The sequence below is a fragment of the Streptomyces lichenis genome (genome assembly GCF_023218175.1).
Lineage (GTDB): Bacteria > Actinomycetota > Actinomycetes > Streptomycetales > Streptomycetaceae > Streptomyces > Streptomyces lichenis.
On record NZ_JALPTH010000020.1, the window covers coordinates 97,590 to 117,829 of the forward strand.

At 73.9% G+C, this 20,240-nt stretch carries 16 protein-coding genes; 13 read left to right on the plus strand and 3 right to left on the minus strand.

Going from position 1 to position 20,240, the window contains the following annotated elements; genetic code table 11:
- The first annotated feature begins 321 nt into the window (after positions 1-321).
- The 6 genes from lpdA (at position 322) to M1O15_RS20570 (ending at position 9,577) form a co-directional block, all read left to right on the plus strand.
- Positions 322-1,710: a dihydrolipoyl dehydrogenase gene (gene lpdA, locus M1O15_RS20545; RefSeq protein ID WP_248635549.1), complete on the plus strand. Its 1,389-nt coding sequence runs from the start codon at positions 322-324 to the stop codon at positions 1,708-1,710.
- Between the two features lie 87 nt (positions 1,711-1,797).
- Entirely contained in the window at positions 1,798-3,630 is a 1,833-nt protein-coding gene (sucB, locus tag M1O15_RS20550; RefSeq protein ID WP_248635551.1) for a 2-oxoglutarate dehydrogenase, E2 component, dihydrolipoamide succinyltransferase, read from the plus strand.
- A 162-nt stretch (positions 3,631-3,792) separates the two neighbouring features.
- Positions 3,793-4,416, plus strand: coding sequence for a GntR family transcriptional regulator (locus tag M1O15_RS20555; protein WP_248635553.1), 624 nt, complete (start codon positions 3,793-3,795; stop codon positions 4,414-4,416).
- 291 nt (positions 4,417-4,707) lie between these two features.
- Positions 4,708-7,398, plus strand: coding sequence for a pyruvate dehydrogenase (acetyl-transferring), homodimeric type (gene aceE / locus M1O15_RS20560; protein WP_248635555.1), 2,691 nt, complete (start codon positions 4,708-4,710; stop codon positions 7,396-7,398).
- A gap of 121 nt (positions 7,399-7,519) precedes the next feature.
- The gene (locus tag M1O15_RS20565) at positions 7,520-8,554 is read left to right on the plus strand and encodes a S66 family peptidase (RefSeq protein WP_248635556.1); all 1,035 of its coding nucleotides are present in this window, start codon (positions 7,520-7,522) and stop codon (positions 8,552-8,554) included.
- A gap of 24 nt (positions 8,555-8,578) precedes the next feature.
- Entirely contained in the window at positions 8,579-9,577 is a 999-nt protein-coding gene (locus tag M1O15_RS20570; protein WP_248635557.1) for a helix-turn-helix transcriptional regulator, read from the plus strand.
- Positions 9,578-9,593: 16 nt separating this feature from the next.
- Here M1O15_RS20570 and M1O15_RS20575 read toward each other — a convergent pair whose 3' ends face one another.
- On the minus strand, positions 9,594-10,541 hold the full coding sequence (locus M1O15_RS20575; RefSeq protein ID WP_248635558.1) for an SDR family oxidoreductase: 948 nt from the start codon (positions 10,539-10,541) through the stop codon (positions 9,594-9,596).
- Positions 10,542-10,700: 159 nt separating this feature from the next.
- Between M1O15_RS20575 and M1O15_RS20580 the strand changes: the two genes are divergently transcribed.
- Entirely contained in the window at positions 10,701-11,219 is a 519-nt protein-coding gene (locus M1O15_RS20580; RefSeq protein WP_248635593.1) for a DUF4240 domain-containing protein, read from the plus strand.
- An 18-nt stretch (positions 11,220-11,237) separates the two neighbouring features.
- On the opposite strand, the gene M1O15_RS20585 is transcribed toward M1O15_RS20580, so the two are convergent.
- Positions 11,238-11,813, minus strand: a complete 576-nt coding sequence (locus M1O15_RS20585) for a GNAT family N-acetyltransferase (RefSeq protein WP_248635559.1) — start codon at positions 11,811-11,813, stop codon at positions 11,238-11,240.
- Positions 11,814-11,839: 26 nt separating this feature from the next.
- Here M1O15_RS20585 and M1O15_RS20590 point away from each other — a divergent pair, with 26 nt between their 5' ends.
- Both M1O15_RS20590 and M1O15_RS20595 read left to right on the plus strand, forming a co-directional pair.
- Complete coding sequence (locus M1O15_RS20590) at positions 11,840-12,748, plus strand: TIGR01777 family oxidoreductase (protein WP_372499518.1); 909 nt, start codon at positions 11,840-11,842, stop codon at positions 12,746-12,748.
- A 437-nt stretch (positions 12,749-13,185) separates the two neighbouring features.
- On the plus strand, positions 13,186-14,463 hold the full coding sequence (locus M1O15_RS20595; protein WP_248635561.1) for an NAD(P)/FAD-dependent oxidoreductase: 1,278 nt from the start codon (positions 13,186-13,188) through the stop codon (positions 14,461-14,463).
- Between the two features lie 353 nt (positions 14,464-14,816).
- On the opposite strand, the gene M1O15_RS20600 is transcribed toward M1O15_RS20595, so the two are convergent.
- Positions 14,817-16,475 carry an NsdA family TPR-like regulatory protein gene (locus M1O15_RS20600; RefSeq protein WP_248635562.1) on the minus strand — a complete coding sequence of 553 codons (1,659 nt, stop codon included), beginning with the start codon at positions 16,473-16,475 and terminating at the stop codon, positions 14,817-14,819.
- 344 nt (positions 16,476-16,819) lie between these two features.
- On the opposite strand from M1O15_RS20600, the gene lipB reads away from it, so the two are divergent.
- The 4 genes from lipB (at position 16,820) to M1O15_RS20620 (ending at position 20,162) form a co-directional block, all read left to right on the plus strand.
- Entirely contained in the window at positions 16,820-17,635 is an 816-nt protein-coding gene (gene lipB / locus M1O15_RS20605; protein ID WP_248635563.1) for a lipoyl(octanoyl) transferase LipB, read from the plus strand.
- A 137-nt stretch (positions 17,636-17,772) separates the two neighbouring features.
- Positions 17,773-18,732: a lipoyl synthase gene (lipA, locus tag M1O15_RS20610; RefSeq protein WP_248635564.1), complete on the plus strand. Its 960-nt coding sequence runs from the start codon at positions 17,773-17,775 to the stop codon at positions 18,730-18,732.
- Between the two features lie 391 nt (positions 18,733-19,123).
- A complete protein-coding gene (locus tag M1O15_RS20615; RefSeq protein ID WP_248635597.1) occupies positions 19,124-19,438 on the plus strand; it encodes an SCO2195 family GlnR-regulated protein in 315 nt (104 codons plus the stop codon).
- A 10-nt stretch (positions 19,439-19,448) separates the two neighbouring features.
- Positions 19,449-20,162 carry a DUF4191 domain-containing protein gene (locus M1O15_RS20620; RefSeq protein WP_248635565.1) on the plus strand — a complete coding sequence of 238 codons (714 nt, stop codon included), beginning with the start codon at positions 19,449-19,451 and terminating at the stop codon, positions 20,160-20,162.
- Positions 20,163-20,240 lie beyond the last annotated feature (78 nt).

Below are 20,240 nucleotides of genomic sequence, written 5' to 3' on the forward strand. Positions count from 1 at the left end.
CCCACCCACCGGGCGGGTGCACACCCACCGGGCGTGCGAAAGGCCGCCGGACGGGTCCGAAACAGAGCTACCCGCGTCAGCGAGGCCACCGGGCGGACCCGGTCAGCGGCGGCGACAGCCGCCCACCGTGGCGACAGCCACGGTGGGCCACCCGCACACCGCCAGAGACGGATTTCGGGGCTATGCGAAGATGGGTTCTCGGCAGGACAGGGCCCCCACCACAGGGCCGAAGAACTAGCGGCCGAACACCAGCCGACCGGCCGGTCATCCCCCGCGGATACGGGGCCCCGGCGACCGGCGCTCATGCATGGAGGACGTGACGTGGCGAACGACGCCAGCACCGTTTTCGACCTAGTGATCCTCGGCGGTGGCAGTGGCGGGTACGCCGCGGCCCTGCGGGGTGCGCAGCTGGGCCTGGACGTCGCACTGATCGAGAAGAACAAGCTGGGCGGCACCTGCCTGCACAACGGCTGCATCCCCACCAAGGCCCTGCTGCACGCCGGTGAGATCGCGGACCAGGCGCGTGAGGCCGAGCAGTTCGGCGTGAAGGCCGCTTTCGAGGGCATCGACATCAAGGGCGTCCACAAGTACAAGGACGACGTGATCGCCGGCCTGTACAAGGGCCTGCAGGGGCTGGTCGCCTCCCGCAAGGTGACGTACATCGAGGGTGAGGGCCGGCTGTCCTCGCCGACCTCCGTGGACGTGGGCGGGCAGCGGGTCGAGGGCCGCCATGTGCTGCTGGCCACCGGTTCGGTCCCGAAGTCCCTGCCGGGCCTGGAGATCGACGGCAACCGGATCATCTCCTCCGACCACGCCCTGACCCTGGACCGCGTGCCGGAGTCCGCGATCATCCTGGGCGGCGGCGTGATCGGCGTCGAGTTCGCCTCGGCGTGGAAGTCGTTCGGCACCGAGGTCACGGTCATCGAGGGCCTGAAGCACCTCGTGCCGGTCGAGGACGAGAACAGCTCCAAGCTTCTTGAGCGCGCCTTCCGCAAGCGCGGCATCAAGTTCAACCTGGGCACCTTCTTCCAGAGCGCCGAGTACACCGACAGCGGTGTGAAGGTGACCCTCGCGGACGGCAAGACCTTCGAGGCCGAGGTGCTGCTGGTCGCCATCGGCCGCGGCCCGGTCTCGCAGGGGCTGGGTTACGAGGAGCAGGGCGTCGCGATGGACCGCGGCTACGTCCTGGTGGACGAGTACATGCGCACCAATGTGCCGACGATTTCAGCCGTGGGTGACCTGGTGCCTACGCTGCAGCTCGCGCACGTGGGCTTCGCCGAGGGCATCCTGGTGGCGGAGCGGCTGGCCGGTCTGAAGACGGTGCCGATCGACTACGACGGCGTGCCGCGGGTGACGTACTGCCACCCGGAGGTCGCCTCCGTGGGCATCACCGAGGCGAAGGCCAAGGAGGTCTACGGCGCGGACAAGGTCGTCGCCCTGAAGTACAACCTCGCCGGCAACGGCAAGAGCAAGATCCTGAAGACCGCGGGTGAGATCAAGCTGGTCCAGGTGAAGGACGGGGCCGTGGTCGGCGTCCACATGGTCGGTGACCGCATGGGCGAGCAGGTCGGCGAGGCGCAGCTGATCTACAACTGGGAGGCGCTGCCGGCCGAGGTCGCGCAGCTGATCCACGCCCACCCGACGCAGAACGAGGCGCTGGGCGAGGCCCACCTGGCGCTGGCCGGCAAGCCGCTGCACTCGCACGACTGACCCTCGGGGCCCGGGGCACTCCTCAAGGGGTGCCCCTCGGGCGCGACGACCACTTTCCGCAAGATTTCGTAAGGAGCAACCGAAACCATGCCGGTTTCCGTAACCCTGCCGGCGCTCGGCGAGAGCGTCACCGAGGGCACCGTCACCCGCTGGCTGAAGGCCGAGGGTGAGCGCGTAGAGGCCGACGAGCCGCTGCTGGAGGTGTCGACGGACAAGGTCGACACCGAGATCCCCGCGCCCGCGTCGGGCGTACTGTCCTCCATCAAGGTCGCCGAGGACGAGACCGTCGAGGTCGGCGCCGAGCTGGCGGTCATCGACGACGGCTCCGGCGGCGGCGCCGCCGAGTCCGCTCCGGCCCAGGAGGCCCCCGCGCAGGAGGAGCCGCAGCAGGCTCCCGCGCAGGAGGCCCCGCAGGCCGCCCCGTCCACCGAGTCCGAGGCGCCCGCCCCGGCCCCGACCGCCGAGGCCGCCTCCGGCGGTGGCGGCGCGGAGGGCACCGACGTGGTGCTGCCCGCGCTGGGCGAGTCGGTCACCGAGGGCACCGTCACCCGCTGGCTGAAGGAGGTCGGCGAGGAGGTCGCGGAGGACGAGCCGCTGCTGGAGGTGTCGACGGACAAGGTCGACACCGAGATCCCGGCGCCCACCGCGGGTGTGCTGCTGGAGATCGTGGTCGGCGAGGACGAGACCGCCGAGGTCGGCGCCAAGCTGGCCGTGATCGGCGCTCCGGGTGCCGCCCCCAAGCAGGAGGCCCCCAAGCAGGAAGCGCCGAAGGAGGAGGCTCCGAAGCAGGAGGCTCCGAAGCAGGAGCCGAAGCAGGAGGCGCCCGCCGCCCCGGCCCAGGAGGCTCCGAAGCAGGAAGCCCCCCAGCAGGAGGCTCCCCAGCAGGAGGCTCCGGCTCCCGCGCCGGCCAAGCAGGAGGCCCCGGCTCCCGCGCCGGCCCCGGCTCAGCCCGCCCCCGCCCAGCCCTCCGCCAAGGAGCCCGCGGAGGACGGCGCCTACGTCACCCCGCTGGTCCGCAAGCTGGCCGCGGAGAACGACGTGGACCTGTCCTCGGTGAAGGGCACCGGTGTCGGTGGCCGCATCCGCAAGCAGGACGTGATCGCCGCCGCGGAGGCCGCCAAGGCCCCCGCCCCGGCTCCGGCCGCGCAGGCGGCCCCCGCCGCCCCCGCGGCCAAGGCGCCGAAGCTGGAGACCTCGCCGCTGCGCGGGCAGACGGTCAAGATGACCCGGATGCGCAAGGTCATCGGCGACAACATGATGAAGGCCCTGCATTCGCAGGCGCAGCTCACCACGGTCGTCGAGGTGGACATCACCAAGCTGATGAAGCTGCGCGGCCGGGCGAAGGACGCGTTCGCCGCCCGTGAGGGCGTCAAGCTGTCCCCGATGCCGTTCTTCGTGAAGGCGGCGGCCCAGGCGCTGAAGGCCCACCCGGTCATCAACGCCCGGATCAACGAGGACGAGGGCACCGTCACGTACTTCGACTCGGAGAACATCGGCATCGCCGTGGACTCCGAGAAGGGCCTGATGACCCCGGTCATCAAGAACGCCGGCGACCTGAACATCGCGGGCATCTCGAAGGCGACGGCCGACCTGGCCGGCAAGGTGCGCGGCAACAAGATCACCCCGGACGAGCTGTCCGGCGCGACCTTCACCATCAGCAACACCGGTTCGCGCGGCGCGCTGTTCGACACGGTCATCGTTCCGCCGAACCAGGTCGCCATCCTGGGCATCGGCGCCACGGTGAAGCGCCCGGCGGTCATCGAGACCGCCGAGGGCACCGTGATCGGCGCCCGCGACATGACGTACCTGTCGCTCTCCTACGACCACCGCCTGGTGGACGGCGCCGACGCGGCCCGCTACCTGACGGCCGTCAAGGCGATCCTGGAGGCCGGCGAGTTCGAGGTCGACCTGGGTCTGTGAGGCCCGCGCGGCGGAAGGGGCTGGTGAGGGGCGTGCGCCCCTGACGGCCCCCTCTGTCGGCAAGCTCACCAGCGGCGCCCCCGCCCGGACCACCTCCGGACGGGGGCGCCGCCGTATTGTCTAGAGGTCGGCCCGCAAGCGCCCATCCTCAGGAGCCCCCCTATGACCGCGCCCGTCGTCCACTCGCTGCGCGAGCAGATCCGCGAGCACATCGTGGAGGGCATCGTCAGCGGCCGGTGGAAGCCGGGCGAGCGGATCGTGGAGCGCCGGATCGCCACCGAGCTGGCGGTGAGCCAGACCCCCGTACGCGAGGCGCTGCGGGAGCTGGAGAGCCTGCGGCTGATCGAGTCGGCGCCGAACAAGGGCGTCCGGGTGCGCAGCCTGACCGCGGCCGACCTCGAGGAGAGCTATCCGGTGCGGGCCGGTCTGGAGCAGATCGCGGCCGAGCTGGCGGCGGAGCGGCTGGCCGAGGACTGCTCGGCGCTGGAGCCGCATGTGGCGGCGCTGTACCAGGCGGACGCGGTGGCCGACGGTACGGCGCAGGTGCGGCACACGGTGGCCTTCCACCGGGAACTGGTGCGGGCGGCGCACAACGGGGTGCTGCTGCACACCTGGGAGGGGCTGGGCATCGAGGTGTTCACCGCGCTGTCGATCCGCTGGCTGGGCACCGTGCAGAAGTCGTACGCGGAGGAGCACCAGGAGCTGGTGGAGGCGTTCCGCCGTCGGGATCCGGCCATCGGCGCGCTGGTCAAGGCGCATGTGCTGGGGTGCGCCCCGCGCGCCTGAGTCGACTGCCGTACCGCTCGCGCCCGGTCCCGCTCATCGGCGGGGCCGGGCGCTCTTCCGTGTCGCCTTCTCAGCGGAGGCAGGGGCTCCGACCTGCGAAAACCAGGCACCGAGTGCCCTTTTCCCTGGCACCCGATGCCGACTTTGGCCCTGGAGGCACAATTTTGGGGCAACCCTTTGATCGATCATCGATCACAGTCGTACAGTCATCCGCGGACTTCAACAGAGGTCTCTCGCCCTGTCCTGCCAAGACCAAGGGCTCCACCCCTTCGACTCCGGAAGGCGGCGACTATGACCGACCCCACCCGCATCCAGCCGAGCGAGCTCGACCAGCTGCCGGACCGCGACCCCGAGGAGACCGCCGAGTGGCAGGCGTCCCTGGACGCCGTGGCCAAGGCGGCCGGGCCGCACCGCGCCGCGTATCTGATGCGCCGCACCCTGGAACGCGCCGAGGGCGCCGGTCTCGCGCTGCCGAAGCTGCTGGAGACGGACTACGTCAACACCATCCCGACCGCCGCCGAGGCCGGCTACGGCTTCGACGGGGACGAGGAGCTGGAAGCCCGTATCACCGCCTGGAACCGCTGGAACGCGGCGGCCATGGTGACCCGGGGTGCCAAGTACGGGGTCGGCGGCCACATCGCCACCTTCGCCTCGGCGGCCTGGCTCTACGAGACCGGCTTCAACCACTTCTTCCGCGGCAAGGAGGGTGACGGGAGCGGCGACCAGCTGTTCATCCAGGGGCACGCCTCCCCCGGCGTCTACGCCCGCGCCTTCCTGGACGGCCGGCTCACCGCAGCCCACCTGGACAACTTCCGCCAGGAGTCCGCGGGCAACGGCCTGCCGTCCTACCCGCACCCGCGCCGACTGCCCTGGCTGTGGGAGTTCCCCACGGTGTCGATGGGCCTCGGACCGCTCTCGGCGATCTACCAGGCGCGGTTCAACCGCTATCTGACCAACCGCTCCATCAAGGACGTCTCCGCCTCGCACGTGTGGGCGTTCCTGGGCGACGGCGAGATGGACGAGCCGGAGTCGACCGCCGCCCTGGCGCTGGCCGCCCGCGAGGGTCTGGACAACCTGACCTTCGTCATCAACTGCAACCTCCAGCGCCTGGACGGCCCGGTCCGCGCCAACTTCAAGATCGTGCAGGAGCTGGAGGCCCAGTTCCGCGGCGCCGGCTGGAACGTCGTGAAGTCGCTCTGGGGCACCGCCTGGGACGAGCTGTTCCAGCTGGACACCACCGGCGCCCTGGTCCGCCGCCTCCGTGAGGTGCCGGACGCCCAGATCCAGACGTACCAGACCCGGGACGCCGCCTACATCCGCGAGGACTTCTTCGGCAGGGAGCCGGCCCTCGTCGAGCTGGCGAAGCTGCTGAGCGACGACAAGATCCTGGAGTGCTTCCACACCTCCCGCGGCGGCCACGAGTCCCGCAAGGTGTACGCCGCGTACAAGGCGGCCCTCGCCCACAAGGGCGCGCCGACGGTGATCCTGGCCCAGACGGTGAAGGGCTTCACCCTCGGCGAGGGCTTCGCCTCCAAGAACGCCAACCACCAGATGAAGAAGCTGACGGTGGACGAGTTCCGGCGGATGCGGGACCTGCTGGGCCTGCCGATCGCCGACGCGGCGTTCGAGGACGGCCAGGTGCCCTACGGCCACCCCGGCGCCGACTCCCCCGAGGTCCGCTACCTCCAGGAGCGCCGCGCCGCGCTCGGCGGCCCCGCCCCGGCCCGCCGGGTGCACCCGGTGGCCCCGCTGCCGGCCGCCGCGGACAAGGCCTTCGCCGCCTTCGACAAGGGCTCCGGCTCCCAGTCGGTGGCGACCACGATGGCCTTCGTCCGGCTGATGAAGGACCTGATCCGGGACAAGCAGACCGGGAAGCGCTGGGTGCCGATCGTCCCCGACGAGGCCCGCACCTTCGGCATGGAGTCGCTGTTCCCCTCGCTGGGCATCTACTCGCCCAAGGGCCAGACGTACGAGCCGGTCGACCGCGACCAGCTGATGTACTACCGCGAGGCCAAGGACGGCCAGATCCTCAACGAGGGCATCACCGAGGCCGGCTCGATGGCCGACTTCATCGCCGCGTCCACCGCGTACGCGACGCACGGCGAGCCGATGATCCCGTTCTACATCTTCTACTCGATGTTCGGCTGGCAGCGCACGGCCGACCAGATGTGGCAGCTCGGCGACCAGCTCGGCCGCGGCTTCCTGGTCGGCGCCACCGCCGGCCGCACCACGCTGACCGGTGAGGGCCTCCAGCACGCCGACGGCCACTCCCCGGTGATCGCCGCCACCAACCCGGCGGCGCTGACCTACGACCCGGCGTTCGCCTACGAGGTCGCGGTGATCGTCAAGGAGGGCCTGCGCCGGATGTACGGCGAGGCCGCGCCGGACGAGGACCGGAACGTCTTCTACTACCTGACCGTCTACAACGAGCCGATGCCGCAGCCGGCCAAGCCGCAGGGCGTGGACGAGGGCATCATCAAGGGCCTGTACCGCTTCAAGGAGGGCGAGCCGGCCGCCGCGGACGCCCCGCGCATCCAGCTGCTCTCCTCCGGCACCGCCATCCACTGGGCGCTCAAGGCCCAGGAGCTGCTGGCCGCCGAGTGGAGCGTGACCGCCGACGTGTGGTCCGCGACCTCCTGGTCGGAGCTGCGGCGGGACGCCCTGGACGCCGACGCGGCGCTGCTGCGCGGTGAGGAGCGGGTGCCCTACGTACGCCAGGCACTGGCCGACGCACCCGGCCCGGTGCTCGCGGTCAGCGACTACATGCGCCAGGTCCCGGACCAGATCGCCCAGTGGGTGGAGCAGGACTGGTCCTCGCTCGGCGCCGACGGCTTCGGCCTCTCCGACACCCGCGAGGCGGCCCGCCGCCACTTCGGCGTGGACGCCGAGTCGGTCGTCGTCGCCGCCCTGGCCCAGCTCGCCCGCCGCGGCGAGGTCCCGGCCTCGGTGGTCAAGGACGCCCGGGAGCGCTACGGCCTGTGAAGGTGAGCTGATGGCGTGCGGTTGACGGTGGTGCGGGGTTCCGGCAGGTCCGGGGCCCCGCTCCCGTCGTCCGGCGGAAAACGACGGGTGTCGAGGCGGGGGCCCGTGCCAGACTCCGGTCATGCCGCCGATCATGTACCCGCCGCCGCTGCGCCCGGGCGACCGCGTCGCCGTCACCTCCCCGTCCAGCGGCGTCCCCGCGCCGCTGCGCGAGCGGCTGGCGGTCGCCGTCGCGGCGGTGGAGGCGCGGGGGTATGAGGTGGTGACCGGCCGCTGCATGGACGGTACGGGGCATCTGAGCGCCCCGGCGCAGGCGCGGGCCGCCGAGCTGACGGCGCTGCTCACCGACCCGTCGGTGCGGGCCGTCGTACCGCCGTGGGGCGGGGAGACCGCCATCGATCTGCTGCCGCTGCTCGACTGGGACCGGATCAGGGCGGCGGAGCCCACCTGGCTGGTCGGCTTCTCCGACCTCTCGACCCTGATGACACCGCTGACCCTGCTCACCGGTGTCGCCACCCTGCACGGCAACAACCTGATGGACACCCCCTACCGGGTGCCGGAGGGGCTGCTGTCCTGGCTGGACATCGCCGCGCTGCCGGCCGGTGCCCGGTTCGCCCAGACCCCGCCGGGCCGGTACCGCTCGACCGGCTGGGACGACTACGCCGCCGACCCGGGGGTGCGGGACCTCACCCTGGACGCGGCCGGCTGCTGGACCCGGTTGGACGGCGGCAGCGGTGACGTGGACGTCGAGGGCCGGTTGATCGGCGGCTGTATCGAGACGCTCTGCCATGTGGCCGGTACGCCCTACGGCGATGTGCCGGCGTTCGCCCGCGCCCATGCGCCCGAGGGACTGCTGGTGTACGTGGAGGCCGCCGAGGACGACCCGTTCACCATCTGCCGGGCGCTGCACGGGATGCGGCTGGCCGGCTTCTTCGACGCGGCGAACGCCGTCCTGGTGGGCCGGACCTCCGCTCCCGACCGGCCCTCGCTGAGCCGGCACGAGGCCGTGCTGGACGCGCTGGGGCCGCTGGGGGTGCCGCTGGTCGCGGACGTCGAGTGCGGTCACGTGCCGCCGTACCTTCCGCTGGTGAACGGGGCGCGCGGCCGGGTGGTGCTCACCGCAGAGCGGCGGGAGCTGGTCCAGACCCTGGACTGACCGCGCACGGCGGATGATGGGGCCATGCGTGCCGCCCGGCTGATCAAGATGGTGCTTCTGCTCCAGTCCCGTCCGACCATGACCGCCGCCGAGCTGGCCCGGGAGCTGGAGGTGTCGGAGCGGACCGTCACCCGGGACGCGCAGGCGCTGTCCGAGGCGGGTGTGCCGGTGTACGCGGACCGGGGGCGGGGCGGCGGGTACCGGTTGCTGGGCGGTTACCGCACCCGGCTGACCGGGCTGGCCCGCGGCGAGGCGGAGGCGCTGTTCCTGTCCGGGGTGCCGGGTGCGCTGCGGACCATGGGGCTGGACGACGCGGCCTCGGCGGCCCGGCTGAAGGTGTCGGCGGCGCTGCTGCCCTCGCTGCGGGACGCCCCGGAGGCCGCCGCCCAGCGGTTCCATCTGGACGCGCCCGGCTGGTACCAGGAGCCCGAGACACCGGAGCTGCTGCCGGTGCTGGCGGAGGCGGTCTGGGGCGACCGGCGGGTGGAGGTCCGCTACCGGCGGGCCGGGGGTACGGAGGTCGGCCGCCGGCTGGAGCCGTACGGCCTGGTGCTGAAGGCGGGGGTCTGGTACCTGTGCGCCCGGGCGCAGGCCCCGGTCGCGTCGGCCTCCTCGGTGCGGGTGTACCGGGTGGACCGGTTCACCCGCGTGGAGGTGGAGCGGGACGGGGAGCGGTTCACCCGGGAGGAGGGCTTCGACCTGCCGGCGTTCTGGGCGGAGCGGGCCGCCGCGTTCGCCCGCTCCATCCTCCGGGACGAGGTGGTGGTGCGGCTGACCCCGGCCGGGGCGCGGGCCCTGCCCCATGTCACCGACCGGGCCGCCGCCGAGGAGGCGCTGGCGGCGGCCGGGGAGCCCGGTCCGGACGGCCGGGTGGAGGTCCGGTTGCGGGTGGAGTCGGCGGAGGTGGCGTACGCGCAGCTGCTCACCCTCGGCCCGGAGGCGGAGGTGCTGGGCCCGCCCGCGCTGCGGGCCCGGTTCGCCGAGGCGGCGGCGGGGATGGGCGCCCTCTACGGGTCCTCGTAGGCCCTGGGGTCCCTTGCTAGCGGTAGTCCTCGGCGGCGGGCCGCTTGCCGTCGTCCGCGGCCTCGCCGGTGGCCTCGTCCAGGGCGAGGAGGTAGCCCCAGGCGTCCGGCTGGGAGCCGTCGGCGTCGGTGAAGCCGTACTCCCGGGCGAGCTGCCCGCTGGACAGCGAGCGGCCGCTCCAGCGCCCGCGCTCCGGGTCGGCGGCGAGCGCGGCGACCGCCCGGCCGACCAGCACCGGCGACTCGGCGATGGCGAAGGTGGGCTCCTGGGCGATGCCGTCGCGCCAGTTCTCCTCCCGTACGCCGAAGTGGTCCAGCATCGCCTCCGAGCGGAGGAAGCCGGGGGTGAGCGCCACCGCGGTGGTGCCGGTGCCCTTCAGCTCCTCCGAGAGGGCGAACGCCATCCGGATCGGGGAGTTCTTCGCCAGGTCGTAGTAGAAGTTCTCCCGGAAGCGGGCGTTGTACTCGGCGGTGCCGTCGGTCATCTCGACCAGCAGACCGCCCGGATGGCGCAGCATCAGCGGCAGAGCGACGCTGCTGGTGATGGCGTGGCTGCGGATGCCGAGGTCCAGCATGCGCAGCCCGGCGTCGAGGTCGGTGTCCCACATCCTCACCCCGAACTCCAGCAGCCGGTCACCGCCCCAGAGGCTGTTCACCAGGACGTCCAGCCGGCCGCGCTCCCGGTCGATCCGGTCCACCAGGGCGCGGACCTGCTCGGGCTCCAGATGGTCGGTGGGGACGGCGATGCCCTCGCCGCCGGCGGCGGTGACCAGTTCGGCGGTCTCCTCGACGGTCTCGCCGGGCCGTCCGACCTCGCTGACCCGGTCGCGGGTGGTGCGGCCGGTCGCGTAGACGGTGGCCCCGGCGGCCCCGAGCTGGACGGCGATGGCGCGCCCGGCGCCCCGGGTGGCGCCCGCGACGAGGGCGATGGTGCCGGCGAGCGGTGTGTTCTTGTCGGTCGTCATGGGCTCGACGCTCGCACCGATACCCGACATCCGCTGTCCGGTATTGCGGACGGGATCGCGGAAGGGGTGTCGACGGGTTGCCGAACGGTGGAAGTGGTGCCGCCGTTTCGGCGACTCCGGGTGCACGCGCGGGCCGCAACCCCGATGCTTGGTGCCGTGATGGACGAGACGGAGTTCTGGGAGATCGTCGACACCACCCGCGAGGCCGCCGAGGGCGACCCCGAGGACCATGCCGAGCTGCTGGTGGAACGGCTGCTGGAGCTCGACCCGGACTCCGTGCTGGACTTCGCCCGCCACTTCGAGGCCCGCTACAACCGGGCGTACACCTGGGAGCTGCGGGGCGCGGCGGCCGTGCTGCTGGGCGGTGCGGGTGACGACGCCTTCGACTACTTCCGCTGCTGGCTGATCGGGCAGGGCCGGGAGGTGTTCGAGGGCGGAGTGCACGAGCCGGACTCGCTGGCGGAGCTGCTGGACGGCTTCGACGAGGAGATCGACGGGGACGGGGAGGAGCTGGGGTACGCGGCCGACGAGGCGTACGAGCAGCTCACCGGCGCGGACACCCCCGACCTGGGCATCGCCCCGCAGCCGCCGGAGCCGGAGGGCGTCTCCTTCGACCTGGCGGACACCTCGGCGCTGGCCGAGCGCTACCCCCGGCTGTGGGAGCGCTTCGGCGGCTGAGCGCCGCCCGGCACGACTTCAGACAGGCTCCGGCCCGTCCAGCCGTCTCCCCATGCAGACGTCGTCCACGGCGACACCGCGCAGGTGGAACTCCCCCGGCAGCACGCCCTCCACGGCGAAGCCCTCGGAGGCGTACAGGCTGCGGGCGGGCGTGTTGTGGCCCAGCACCCGCAGGGTGATCCGGGTCGCCCCCTGCCGCCGGGCCTCGTCGCAGGCGGCCCGCAGCAGCGCCCGGGCCAGTCCACGCCGCCGCGCCCAGTCGGCCACCGCGAGGCCCTGGATCTGGCGGACATGGGCGTTGCAGGGCAGGGCGGTGGGCGGCACCAGCCGGATGTACCCGGCGATGCGGGTCCCGTCCGCGTTCTCCGCCACCAGGTAGTCGGCCGGGCGGTGGGCGGAGTCGAAGAAGGGGGCGTACGGCGCATGGGGCTCGGGTTGCACCGCGTGCAGGGGCGACCAGACGGCGCGGTCCAGCCGGCTCAGCTCCTCGGCGTCCTCCGCCCGCGCCCGCCGTATCCGAGGCACCGGAGGCGTCGGGGGTGTCGGGGCTGTGCCGGGTGGGTGGCCCGGGCGGGCGGAGTCCGGGGTCGTCATGTGCGTCACTGTGCCATGGGGGCAGGATGGGCCTCATGGCACATCGCTCCCGTATCGCGGTCACCGGCGCCTCCGGGCTGATCGGCGCGGCCCTGGTCCGTTCCCTGCGCGCCGACGGGCATGAGGTGGTGCGGCTGGTACGCCGCCCCGCCCGGTCCGGCGACGAGTGCGCGTGGGATCCGAAGCGGAACCACGTGGACACCGCCGGGCTGGCCGGCTGCGAGGCGGTGGTCCACCTCGCGGGTGCCGGCGTCGGCGACCGCCGCTGGACCGCGGCGTACAAGAAGGAGATCCGCGACAGCCGGGTGCTGGGCACCACGGCGATCGCGGAGGCGGTCACCCGGCTGGACACCCCGCCGCGGGTGCTGCTGTGCGGCAGCGCGATCGGCTACTACGGGGACACCGGCGACCGCCCGGTGGACGAGTCGGCCCCGGCGGGGCGCGGGTTCCTGCCGTCGGTCTGCGTGGAGTGGGAGGCCGCGGCGGCGCCCGCCTCGGAGGCGGGCATCCGGGTCGCCCACGCCCGCACCGGTCTGGTGGTGAGCCGGAAGGGCGGGGCGTGGGGGCGGCTTTTCCCGATCTTCAAGGCGGGTCTGGGGGGCCGGCTGGGCTCGGGTGAGCAGTTCTGGAGCTTCATCGCCCTGCACGACGAGATCGCCGCGCTCCGGCACATCCTGGACACCGAGTCGCTGACCGGCCCGGTCAACCTCACCGCCCCGGAGCCGGTCACCAACCGCGAGGTCAGCGCCGCGATGGGCCGGGTCCTGCGCCGCCCCACCCCCTTCCCGGTACCCGCCGCGGCCCTGAAGCTGGCCCTCGGCGACTTCGCGGAGGACGTGCTGGGCAGCCAGCGGGTGCTCCCGGGCCGGCTGCTGGAGTCCGGTTTCCGCTTCGCCTTCCCGACCGTGGACGAGGCCATCGCCTCGGTGGTCTGAGGCCTGGCCCGCCGGGGCTGTGCCCTGGGCGGTCCGCCGGTGAGTGGGTGGCCCCCCGCCGGGGCGGTGCCCCGGGTGGTTCGCCGGTGAATGGCCGGTGAATGGGTGGCCGCCGCATGGCCGGGCCTCTTCAGGCCCCGCCGGGCCCATCCGGCCTCACCCCCCGGCCCGAGGCCTCTTGGCCCCCCGCCCCACTCCCCCGGCCTCAGGCACCCGACGGGAGGGCGCACCGGCGCACCGCTCCTGGACCAGCCGGCGCGTCGGTGTGACACGGTCGCGCGGGTGTGCGACCCCGCCTTGCTCCGGTGCTCCGGTACGCGCGCGGGCCTGGGCTGTGGGCGGCGCTCGTACGCTCGGTCACCGAACTCCCGTATTCCGGCGCCCGCTTCCGGGCATGAGCCCCCCACGCACCGAGCCGCCACCCCGGGGAGGGACACGTGTTCAGTACGCCAGACACCGCGGATGTCGTCATCGTCGGAGCCGGGATCGCGGGGCTGACCGCGGCCCGCCGGCTGGTCGGGGCGGGGGTGAGCGTCCGGGTGCTGGAGGCCGCGCCGCGGGCCGGCGGGCGGATGGCCACCGAGGAGGTGGACGGCTTCCTGCTGGACCGCCCGGGGCTGCCGCTGAGCAGTGCGCAGGAGGTGCTCGCGGGCACCGCGCTGCGGCTGTTCCAGCCGGGGGTGCTGGTCCGGTCCGACGGCCGGCTGCACCGGGCGGGCGGCCCAGGGGTGCCGCCCGCCTCGGCGCTGACCCGGGCGCGGGCACTGGCCGAGGTGCCGCGCGGCCTGGACCAGGCCCGGCTGGGCGCGGCCCTGGCCCGGCTGGCCCAGACGCCGGACGACCGGCTGGCGGCCCGGCCCGAGCGGTCGGCGCTGGAGGCGCTGGCGGGGCGCGGGCTGTCGGCCCGTACGGCGCACCGGTTCGTACGCCCGCTGCTGGCCGCGCTGCTGGGCGACCCGGAGCTGTCGACGTCCAGCCGGTGCGCGGACCTGGCGCTGCGCGACTACGCGCGCGGCCGGCTCTGTGTGCCGGAGGGCGGCGCGGGGGCGCTGCCCGAGCGGCTGGTGGCGGCGCTGCCGCCGGGCACGGTGCGCACCGGCGTACGCGTGAAGGAGGCGTCCACCAACCGGGTGGTGACGGCCGGTCACGGGGAGCTGGCCTGCCGGGCGCTGGTGGTGGCGACCGGGGCGCGGGCCGCGGCGGAGCTGCTGCCGGGGCTGCGGGTGCCGCGGTTCCGCCCGCTGACGGTGCTGCACCACACCGCGCCGCAGGCCCCGCCGGTGGGGGCGTCGCTGGTGCTGGACGCGGACCGGCCGGGTCCGGTGGCCTGGTCGGCGGTGCTGAGTGAGGTGGACCCGTCGCGGGCACCGCACGGCCGGGTGCTGATCGGCTCCATGGTGCCGGGTCCGCTGCCGGACCGGCTGGACGAGCGGGTGCGCCGCCAGCTGGCCGGGATGTACGGGGTGTCCACGGCCGACTGGCAGTTGCTGGGCGTGCACCACGACGCGGAGGCCGTCCCGGAGACGGCGGCGCCGCATGACCCGGACCGGCCGGTGCGGCTGCTGTCGGGGCTGTATGTGTGCGGCGACCACCGGGGCGCGGCGGGGGCGCAGGGGGCGTACGCCTCGGGGCGCCGCGCGGCCGACGCGGTCCTGCGCGATCTGGGCGTACCGCTGCCGGCCCACCGGGACGAGCCGCTGCCGGCGGCCGCCTGAGACCACCCGGGCCGAGCCGGAGGCGTGCGCCCGGCCCGGCCCGGGTCTCCACCCGCCCCCGCGTCCGTCCCTCCGCGTCCCTCCGCGTCGGACCGTGTGCAGCTTCTTGGCGTACGTACCGGCGCCGTCCAGCACGGAGGCGCCGCCCAGGTCGGACAGGTCGGTCCGTTGGCAGTCCTGCGGCTGGAGAGGAACCGCCGCCTGCCGGCCGGGTCCTCGCCCAGGTGGATGCCCACGTGGGCGATGGTCGCGGTGGTCTGGTCGTCACCGGAGTCCGCGTCGGGGGACAGCGGGTCACCCGGCTGGAGCCGGGCCGCCGCGGCCTCCGCAACCGCACCCCGCCCCGCCCCGCCCTACCCCAGGGCGCCCACGCGGTCGCGGTAGGTGCGGACGGGGGCGGCGTCGCGGTAGGGCTCCAGGCGGCGCTCGAAGTCGCGGACGTACTCGGTGGCGCGGGCCGAGCGCATCTCGGTGGCCTGCTGGGCGGCCTCGGCGCCCAGGGCGCAGGCGTGGTCGAGTTCGCCGAGGCCGAGCCGGGCGGTGGCGAGGACGACCCGGCTGAACAGCCGGCTGCGGGCGAACGCGGGGGCGCGCAGCTGGAGGGAGCGTTCGGCGTGCTGGGCGGCGGGGCGGTACTGGTGCATGTCGCGGTGGCAGTGCGCGGCGTCGGCGGCGAGCTGCGCCTCGTCGAAGGCCCGCCCCCAGTGCGGGGTGTCGTCACCGGGGCGGGCGGTGTCCAGCGCCCGTTCCGCCCGGGTGAGGGAGGCGGTGCAGGCGCGGGCGTCGCCGAGGACGGCGTGCCCGCGGGCCTCGGCGGAGTGCAGCAGGGCCAGTACGGCGGGCGGCGCGGTGCCGACGCCCTGCTGGGCGACCCGGGCGAGCTGCACGGCCTCCCGGCCGTGGCCGAGGTAGACGGCCTGGCGGCTCATGGTGACCAGGACATAGCTGCCGTAGGCGCGGTCCCCGGCGGCCTGGGCGAGCCGCAGCGCCTGGACGAAGTAGCGCTGGGCCAGGCCGTGGGCGGCGATGTCGTACGAGGTCCAGCCGGCCAGCCGGGTCAGGTCGGCGACGGCGCCGAACAGCCGGCGCCCGGTGGTCTCCCCGTACACCCCGCGCAGCATCGGCTCGGCCTCGTGCTCCAGATAGCGGACCAGGGCCTGGCGGGCGTGGCCGCCGCCGTAGGCGTGGTCGAGGGCCCGGAACAGGTCGCCGACCGACCGCAGCGCGCCGACGTCCCCCGCGGTGACCCGCTGGCCGGGGCCGCGGTCGGTGGAGCGCTGCCGGGGCAGGCCCGCCCGGGCCGCCCCGGGAACGGTGGGAACGGCGGGGGGGGGGGGGGGGGTGGCGGGTAAAGCGGCCGGCGCGAGGGAGGCGGGCATACGGGCGGCGGGGGCCGGATGGCCTGGCAGCCCCGGCCGGCCGAGGGCGGGCGTACGGCCGGCGGGCGGCGGCACCGGGGCGGCGGCTTCGGCGGCGGTCGTCGGGTACGGGCGGCCGTCCTGGGGGCCGCCCTGGGCCGGCACCCGGGCGGCGGAGGCAGGGGGCGCCGGGGGGTCGATCCGGCCGACGCGTTCGTCGGCGCGGCCGATCAGCCAGTCCCGGCTGGGCACCACCAGACCGGCCGGGGTGAAGGTGATCTTCCGCAGTTCGCTGTGGCTGCCGGAGTCCTTGCGCCACAGTCCGCTGACGATGTCCACGGCCTCCTCGGGGGTGGCCGCGAACTCCAGCCCCGCGTAGACCGGGGCGCAGGCGTCCAGGCCGAGGTCCTGCGCGGTGAGCCGGCGGCCGAGGCGGCGGGTGAAGACCTCGGCGATGAGGGCCGGGGTGGTGCCCCGGGGCTGCTGGCCGCGGAGCCAGCGGGTGACGGAGGTCTTGTCGTAGCGGAGGTCGAGGCCGTGTTCGAGTCCGAGCTGGTCGACCCTTCTGGCCAGTCCCGCGTGCGAGAAGCCGGCTTCGGCGATGAGGGCGGCGAGCCGGCGGTTGGGGGTGCGCTGCGAGGGTCGGTCCGTCATCGGCTGTGCGCTCTCCTGACTTGCCGTGCTGTGCCTTCCCGGTGGGGGCCCGCCGCGCCGGGGGCCCTTCCGGTGGGGTTGCGGACCCCCGGGAACGGCGCGAACTTAACCGCCGTCGGCGTCGGTACCGCCGCCTTCGCCCCGCATTCATCCGATCGTGTGAGGATTGAGGGCGCCGCTGACGGGCTGAGGACGGACCGAGCGGAGGACCGGGTGCCGGCACGGCGGTGAGGAAGACGGCATCCACCTGGCCGTCCGGCCGCCCCGGGGCCGCCGTACAGTGGCACGGGCGGCGATGGATGCACGCTGCAAGTGCTGCCGCACGTTCGTAGGGAGGCGTTGCCGTGAGTGAGCTGCGATTCGTCCATGTGGGCTTCGGCCCGGAGGCCGTCGAGTACCGGCGGGCCTGGGACATGCAGCGCGAGGTGCACGCCGCGCGGTTCGCCGACGAAGTGCCCGACACCTGCCTGCTGCTGGAGCACCCGCCGGTCTACACCGCGGGGCGGCGCACACTCGACAGCGAGCGCCCCCTGGACGGTACGCCGGTGGTGGACGTGGACCGCGGCGGCAAGATCACCTGGCATGGCCCCGGCCAGCTGGTGGGCTACCCGATCATGAAGCTGCCGCGTCCGGTGGACGTGGTCGCCCATGTCCGGCGGCTGGAGGAGGCCCTGATCCGCACGGCGGCCGATTTCGGCGTGGCCACCACCCGGGTGGAGGGCCGCAGCGGGGTGTGGGTGCTGGGCGACCCGGTCGAGCAGCGCCCGGCGCTCGGCGGCCTCTCCCTGGACTTCGACCCCCGGCTGACGGACGAGGAGTTCGATCCGCGGCTGAACGGCCCCGAGTACGCCCCCTCCAACGCCGGGCAGCGCCGCGAGGACCGCAAGCTGGCGGCCATCGGCATCCGGGTCGCCAAGGGCGTCACCATGCACGGCTTCGCGATCAACGTGAGCCCGGACAACACCTGGTTCGACCGGATCGTGCCCTGCGGCATCCGGGACGCGGGCGTCACCTCGCTGGCGAACGAGCTGGGCCGGGAGGTGACGATCGCCGAGGTGCTGCCGGTGGTGGAGCGGCATCTGCAGGACGTCCTGGAGAACGCCGAGCTGCGGCCCCGCGAGATCGAGGAGGCGGCACCGGCCGCCCCGGCGCCCGCTTAGGGCCCGCCCTCCGGTACGGGACCGGGGCCGGCTCGGGGGAATGCCCCGTACCCAGTCCCGGTTGCCCTCAGGAGGACCACATTTTTACCGGGCGTACCCTGGTGTTCGCCGTGGAATCGAAGCCGTAGGAGCCAGCCGTGTCCGCAGTCGCACCCGACGGACGCAAGATGCTGCGCCTGGAGGTCCGGAACAGCCAGACCCCCATCGAGCGCAAGCCCGAGTGGATCAAGACCCGGGCGAAGATGGGCCCCGAGTACAACCAGCTCCAGAAGCTCGTCAAGAGCGAGGGGCTGCACACGGTCTGCCAGGAAGCGGGCTGTCCCAACATCTTCGAGTGCTGGGAGGACCGCGAGGCCACCTTCCTCATCGGCGGTGACCAGTGCACCCGGCGCTGCGACTTCTGCCAGATCGACACCGGCAAGCCGCAGGCCCTGGACCGCGACGAGCCGCGCCGGGTCGGCGAGTCCGTGGTGACCATGGACCTCAACTACGCCACCATCACCGGCGTGGCCCGCGACGACCTGGAGGACGGCGGCGCCTGGCTGTACGCGGAGACCGTGCGGCAGATCCACGCCATGACCGGCGAGCGCGAGGGCGGCCACACCAAGGTCGAGCTGCTGATCCCCGACTTCAACGCGGTGCCCGAGCAGCTGGCCGAGGTCTTCTCCTCCCGCCCCGAGGTGCTGGCGCACAACGTGGAGACGGTGCCGCGGATCTTCAAGCGGATCCGCCCCGGCTTCCGCTACGAGCGGTCGCTGGAGGTCATCACCCGGGCCCGCGAGGCCGGCCTGGTGACCAAGTCGAACCTCATTCTGGGCATGGGCGAGACCCGCGAGGAGGTCAGCGAGGCGCTGCGCCACCTGCACGAGGCCGGCTGCGAGCTGATCACCATCACCCAGTACCTGCGCCCCTCCGTGCGCCACCACCCGGTGGAGCGCTGGGTGAAGCCGCAGGAGTTCGTGGAGCTGAAGGACGAGGCCGACCAGATCGGCTACTCCGGTGTGATGTCCGGCCCGCTGGTGCGCTCCTCGTACCGGGCCGGCCGGCTGTTCCAGCAGGCGATGGAGGCCCGCAACCAGGCCGCCGACGCCGCCTGACCCGTACCGCGCCCGCCCCGGCGGCGTCCGGCGGCGGTGTGAATCGCCACACAGCGGACGTACGGCGGACAAGGCGGCGGCAGAGCCCCGCGACGGCGCGGGCCGCGCAACCCCCAGGTGAGGGGCGCGCGGCCCGCGCCGTCCGCGTTCCGCCCTCCGGCCTCCCCCTTCCCCCGGCAGAACCGTTCCGTCATCCGCGTTTGACCGGTAGGTCACGTCCTGGTAACACCGTTCTGTGACGATGGACGCACGCTCCGCGCACAGGTCGCCGCGGAATCGGAGCCGTGCCCCGCTCGCGTTCCGCATCCGCCGACGCCCGCGCCGGCTTCCACCCGCCCGCCGGCCCAGCACCGGCGGACCTCCAGCACCGCGCCCCAGGGAGGCTCCCGACATGCAGGCCCCGACTCCGGCACCCGCAGTCACCCCACGCGTACGCGACATCCGCGAGGCGAGGAGCGCGGCCCCCGCCCCGTCCCGTACCGCCGCGCCCTCCCCCTCCCGTACGCTCGCCGCCGCACCGCTCCCCGCCGTGACCGTCACCGGCGCGCTGCGGGCCGTCGAGGCGCTGCTGCTGGGGGCCGGGCAGCGCACCGCCCGCCGCAACGCCTGGACCTCCGTCCTGGAGGACCGCCGCCGGGCCCAGGACCGGGTGGAGGCCCAGCACGTACTGGAGGCCGCGCGGGAGCGCGGGCCGCGCGCCACGTAAACTTCACAGCATGGCGAGGAAGGCACAAGCGGACAGCGCTGACGCGACCGCGAATCCCGGGCGACTGAAGCAGATCGCTCTGACGTACAAGATGACCCGAAAGGCCGACCCGAAGGTCGGTCTTGTCGTCGCGGGCGTGGGAGTCGTCGTCTTCGGCGTCCTCCTCGCGATCGGCTTCCTGATCGGACACCCGGTCTATCTGGGCATCCTCGGCTTCCTGCTGGCCTTCCTGGCGATGGCGATCGTCTTCGGCCGGCGCGCCGAGCGGGCCGCCTTCGGCCAGATGGAGGGCCAGCCGGGCGCGGCGGCCGCGGTGCTGCAGAACATCGGCCGGGGCTGGACGACCACCCCGGCGGTGGCGATGAACCGCAACCAGGACGTCGTCCACCGCGCGGTCGGCAAGGCCGGCATCGTGCTGATCGCCGAGGGCAACCCGAACCGGCTGCGCACCCTGCTGGCCGCGGAGAAGAGGCGGATGGCCCGGATCGTCGTGGATGTCCCGGTGCACGACTTCGTGATCGGCAACGACGAGGGCCAGGTGCCGCTGAAGAAGCTGCGCACCACCCTGCTGAAGCTGCCCCGGGTGCTGGCCGGCCCCCAGGTGACCGCCACCAACGACCGGCTGCGGGCGATGGGCGACCTGATGAGCAACATGCCGATGCCGAAGGGCCCGATGCCCGGCCGTGGCGGCATGCGGATGCCGCGCGGCGGCAAGATGCGCTGAGCGGCGCATACGCGGCGGTACGGCTTCGAGTACGGCGGAGGGCGCCCGATCGGTGATCGGGCGCCCTCCGCCGTGCCG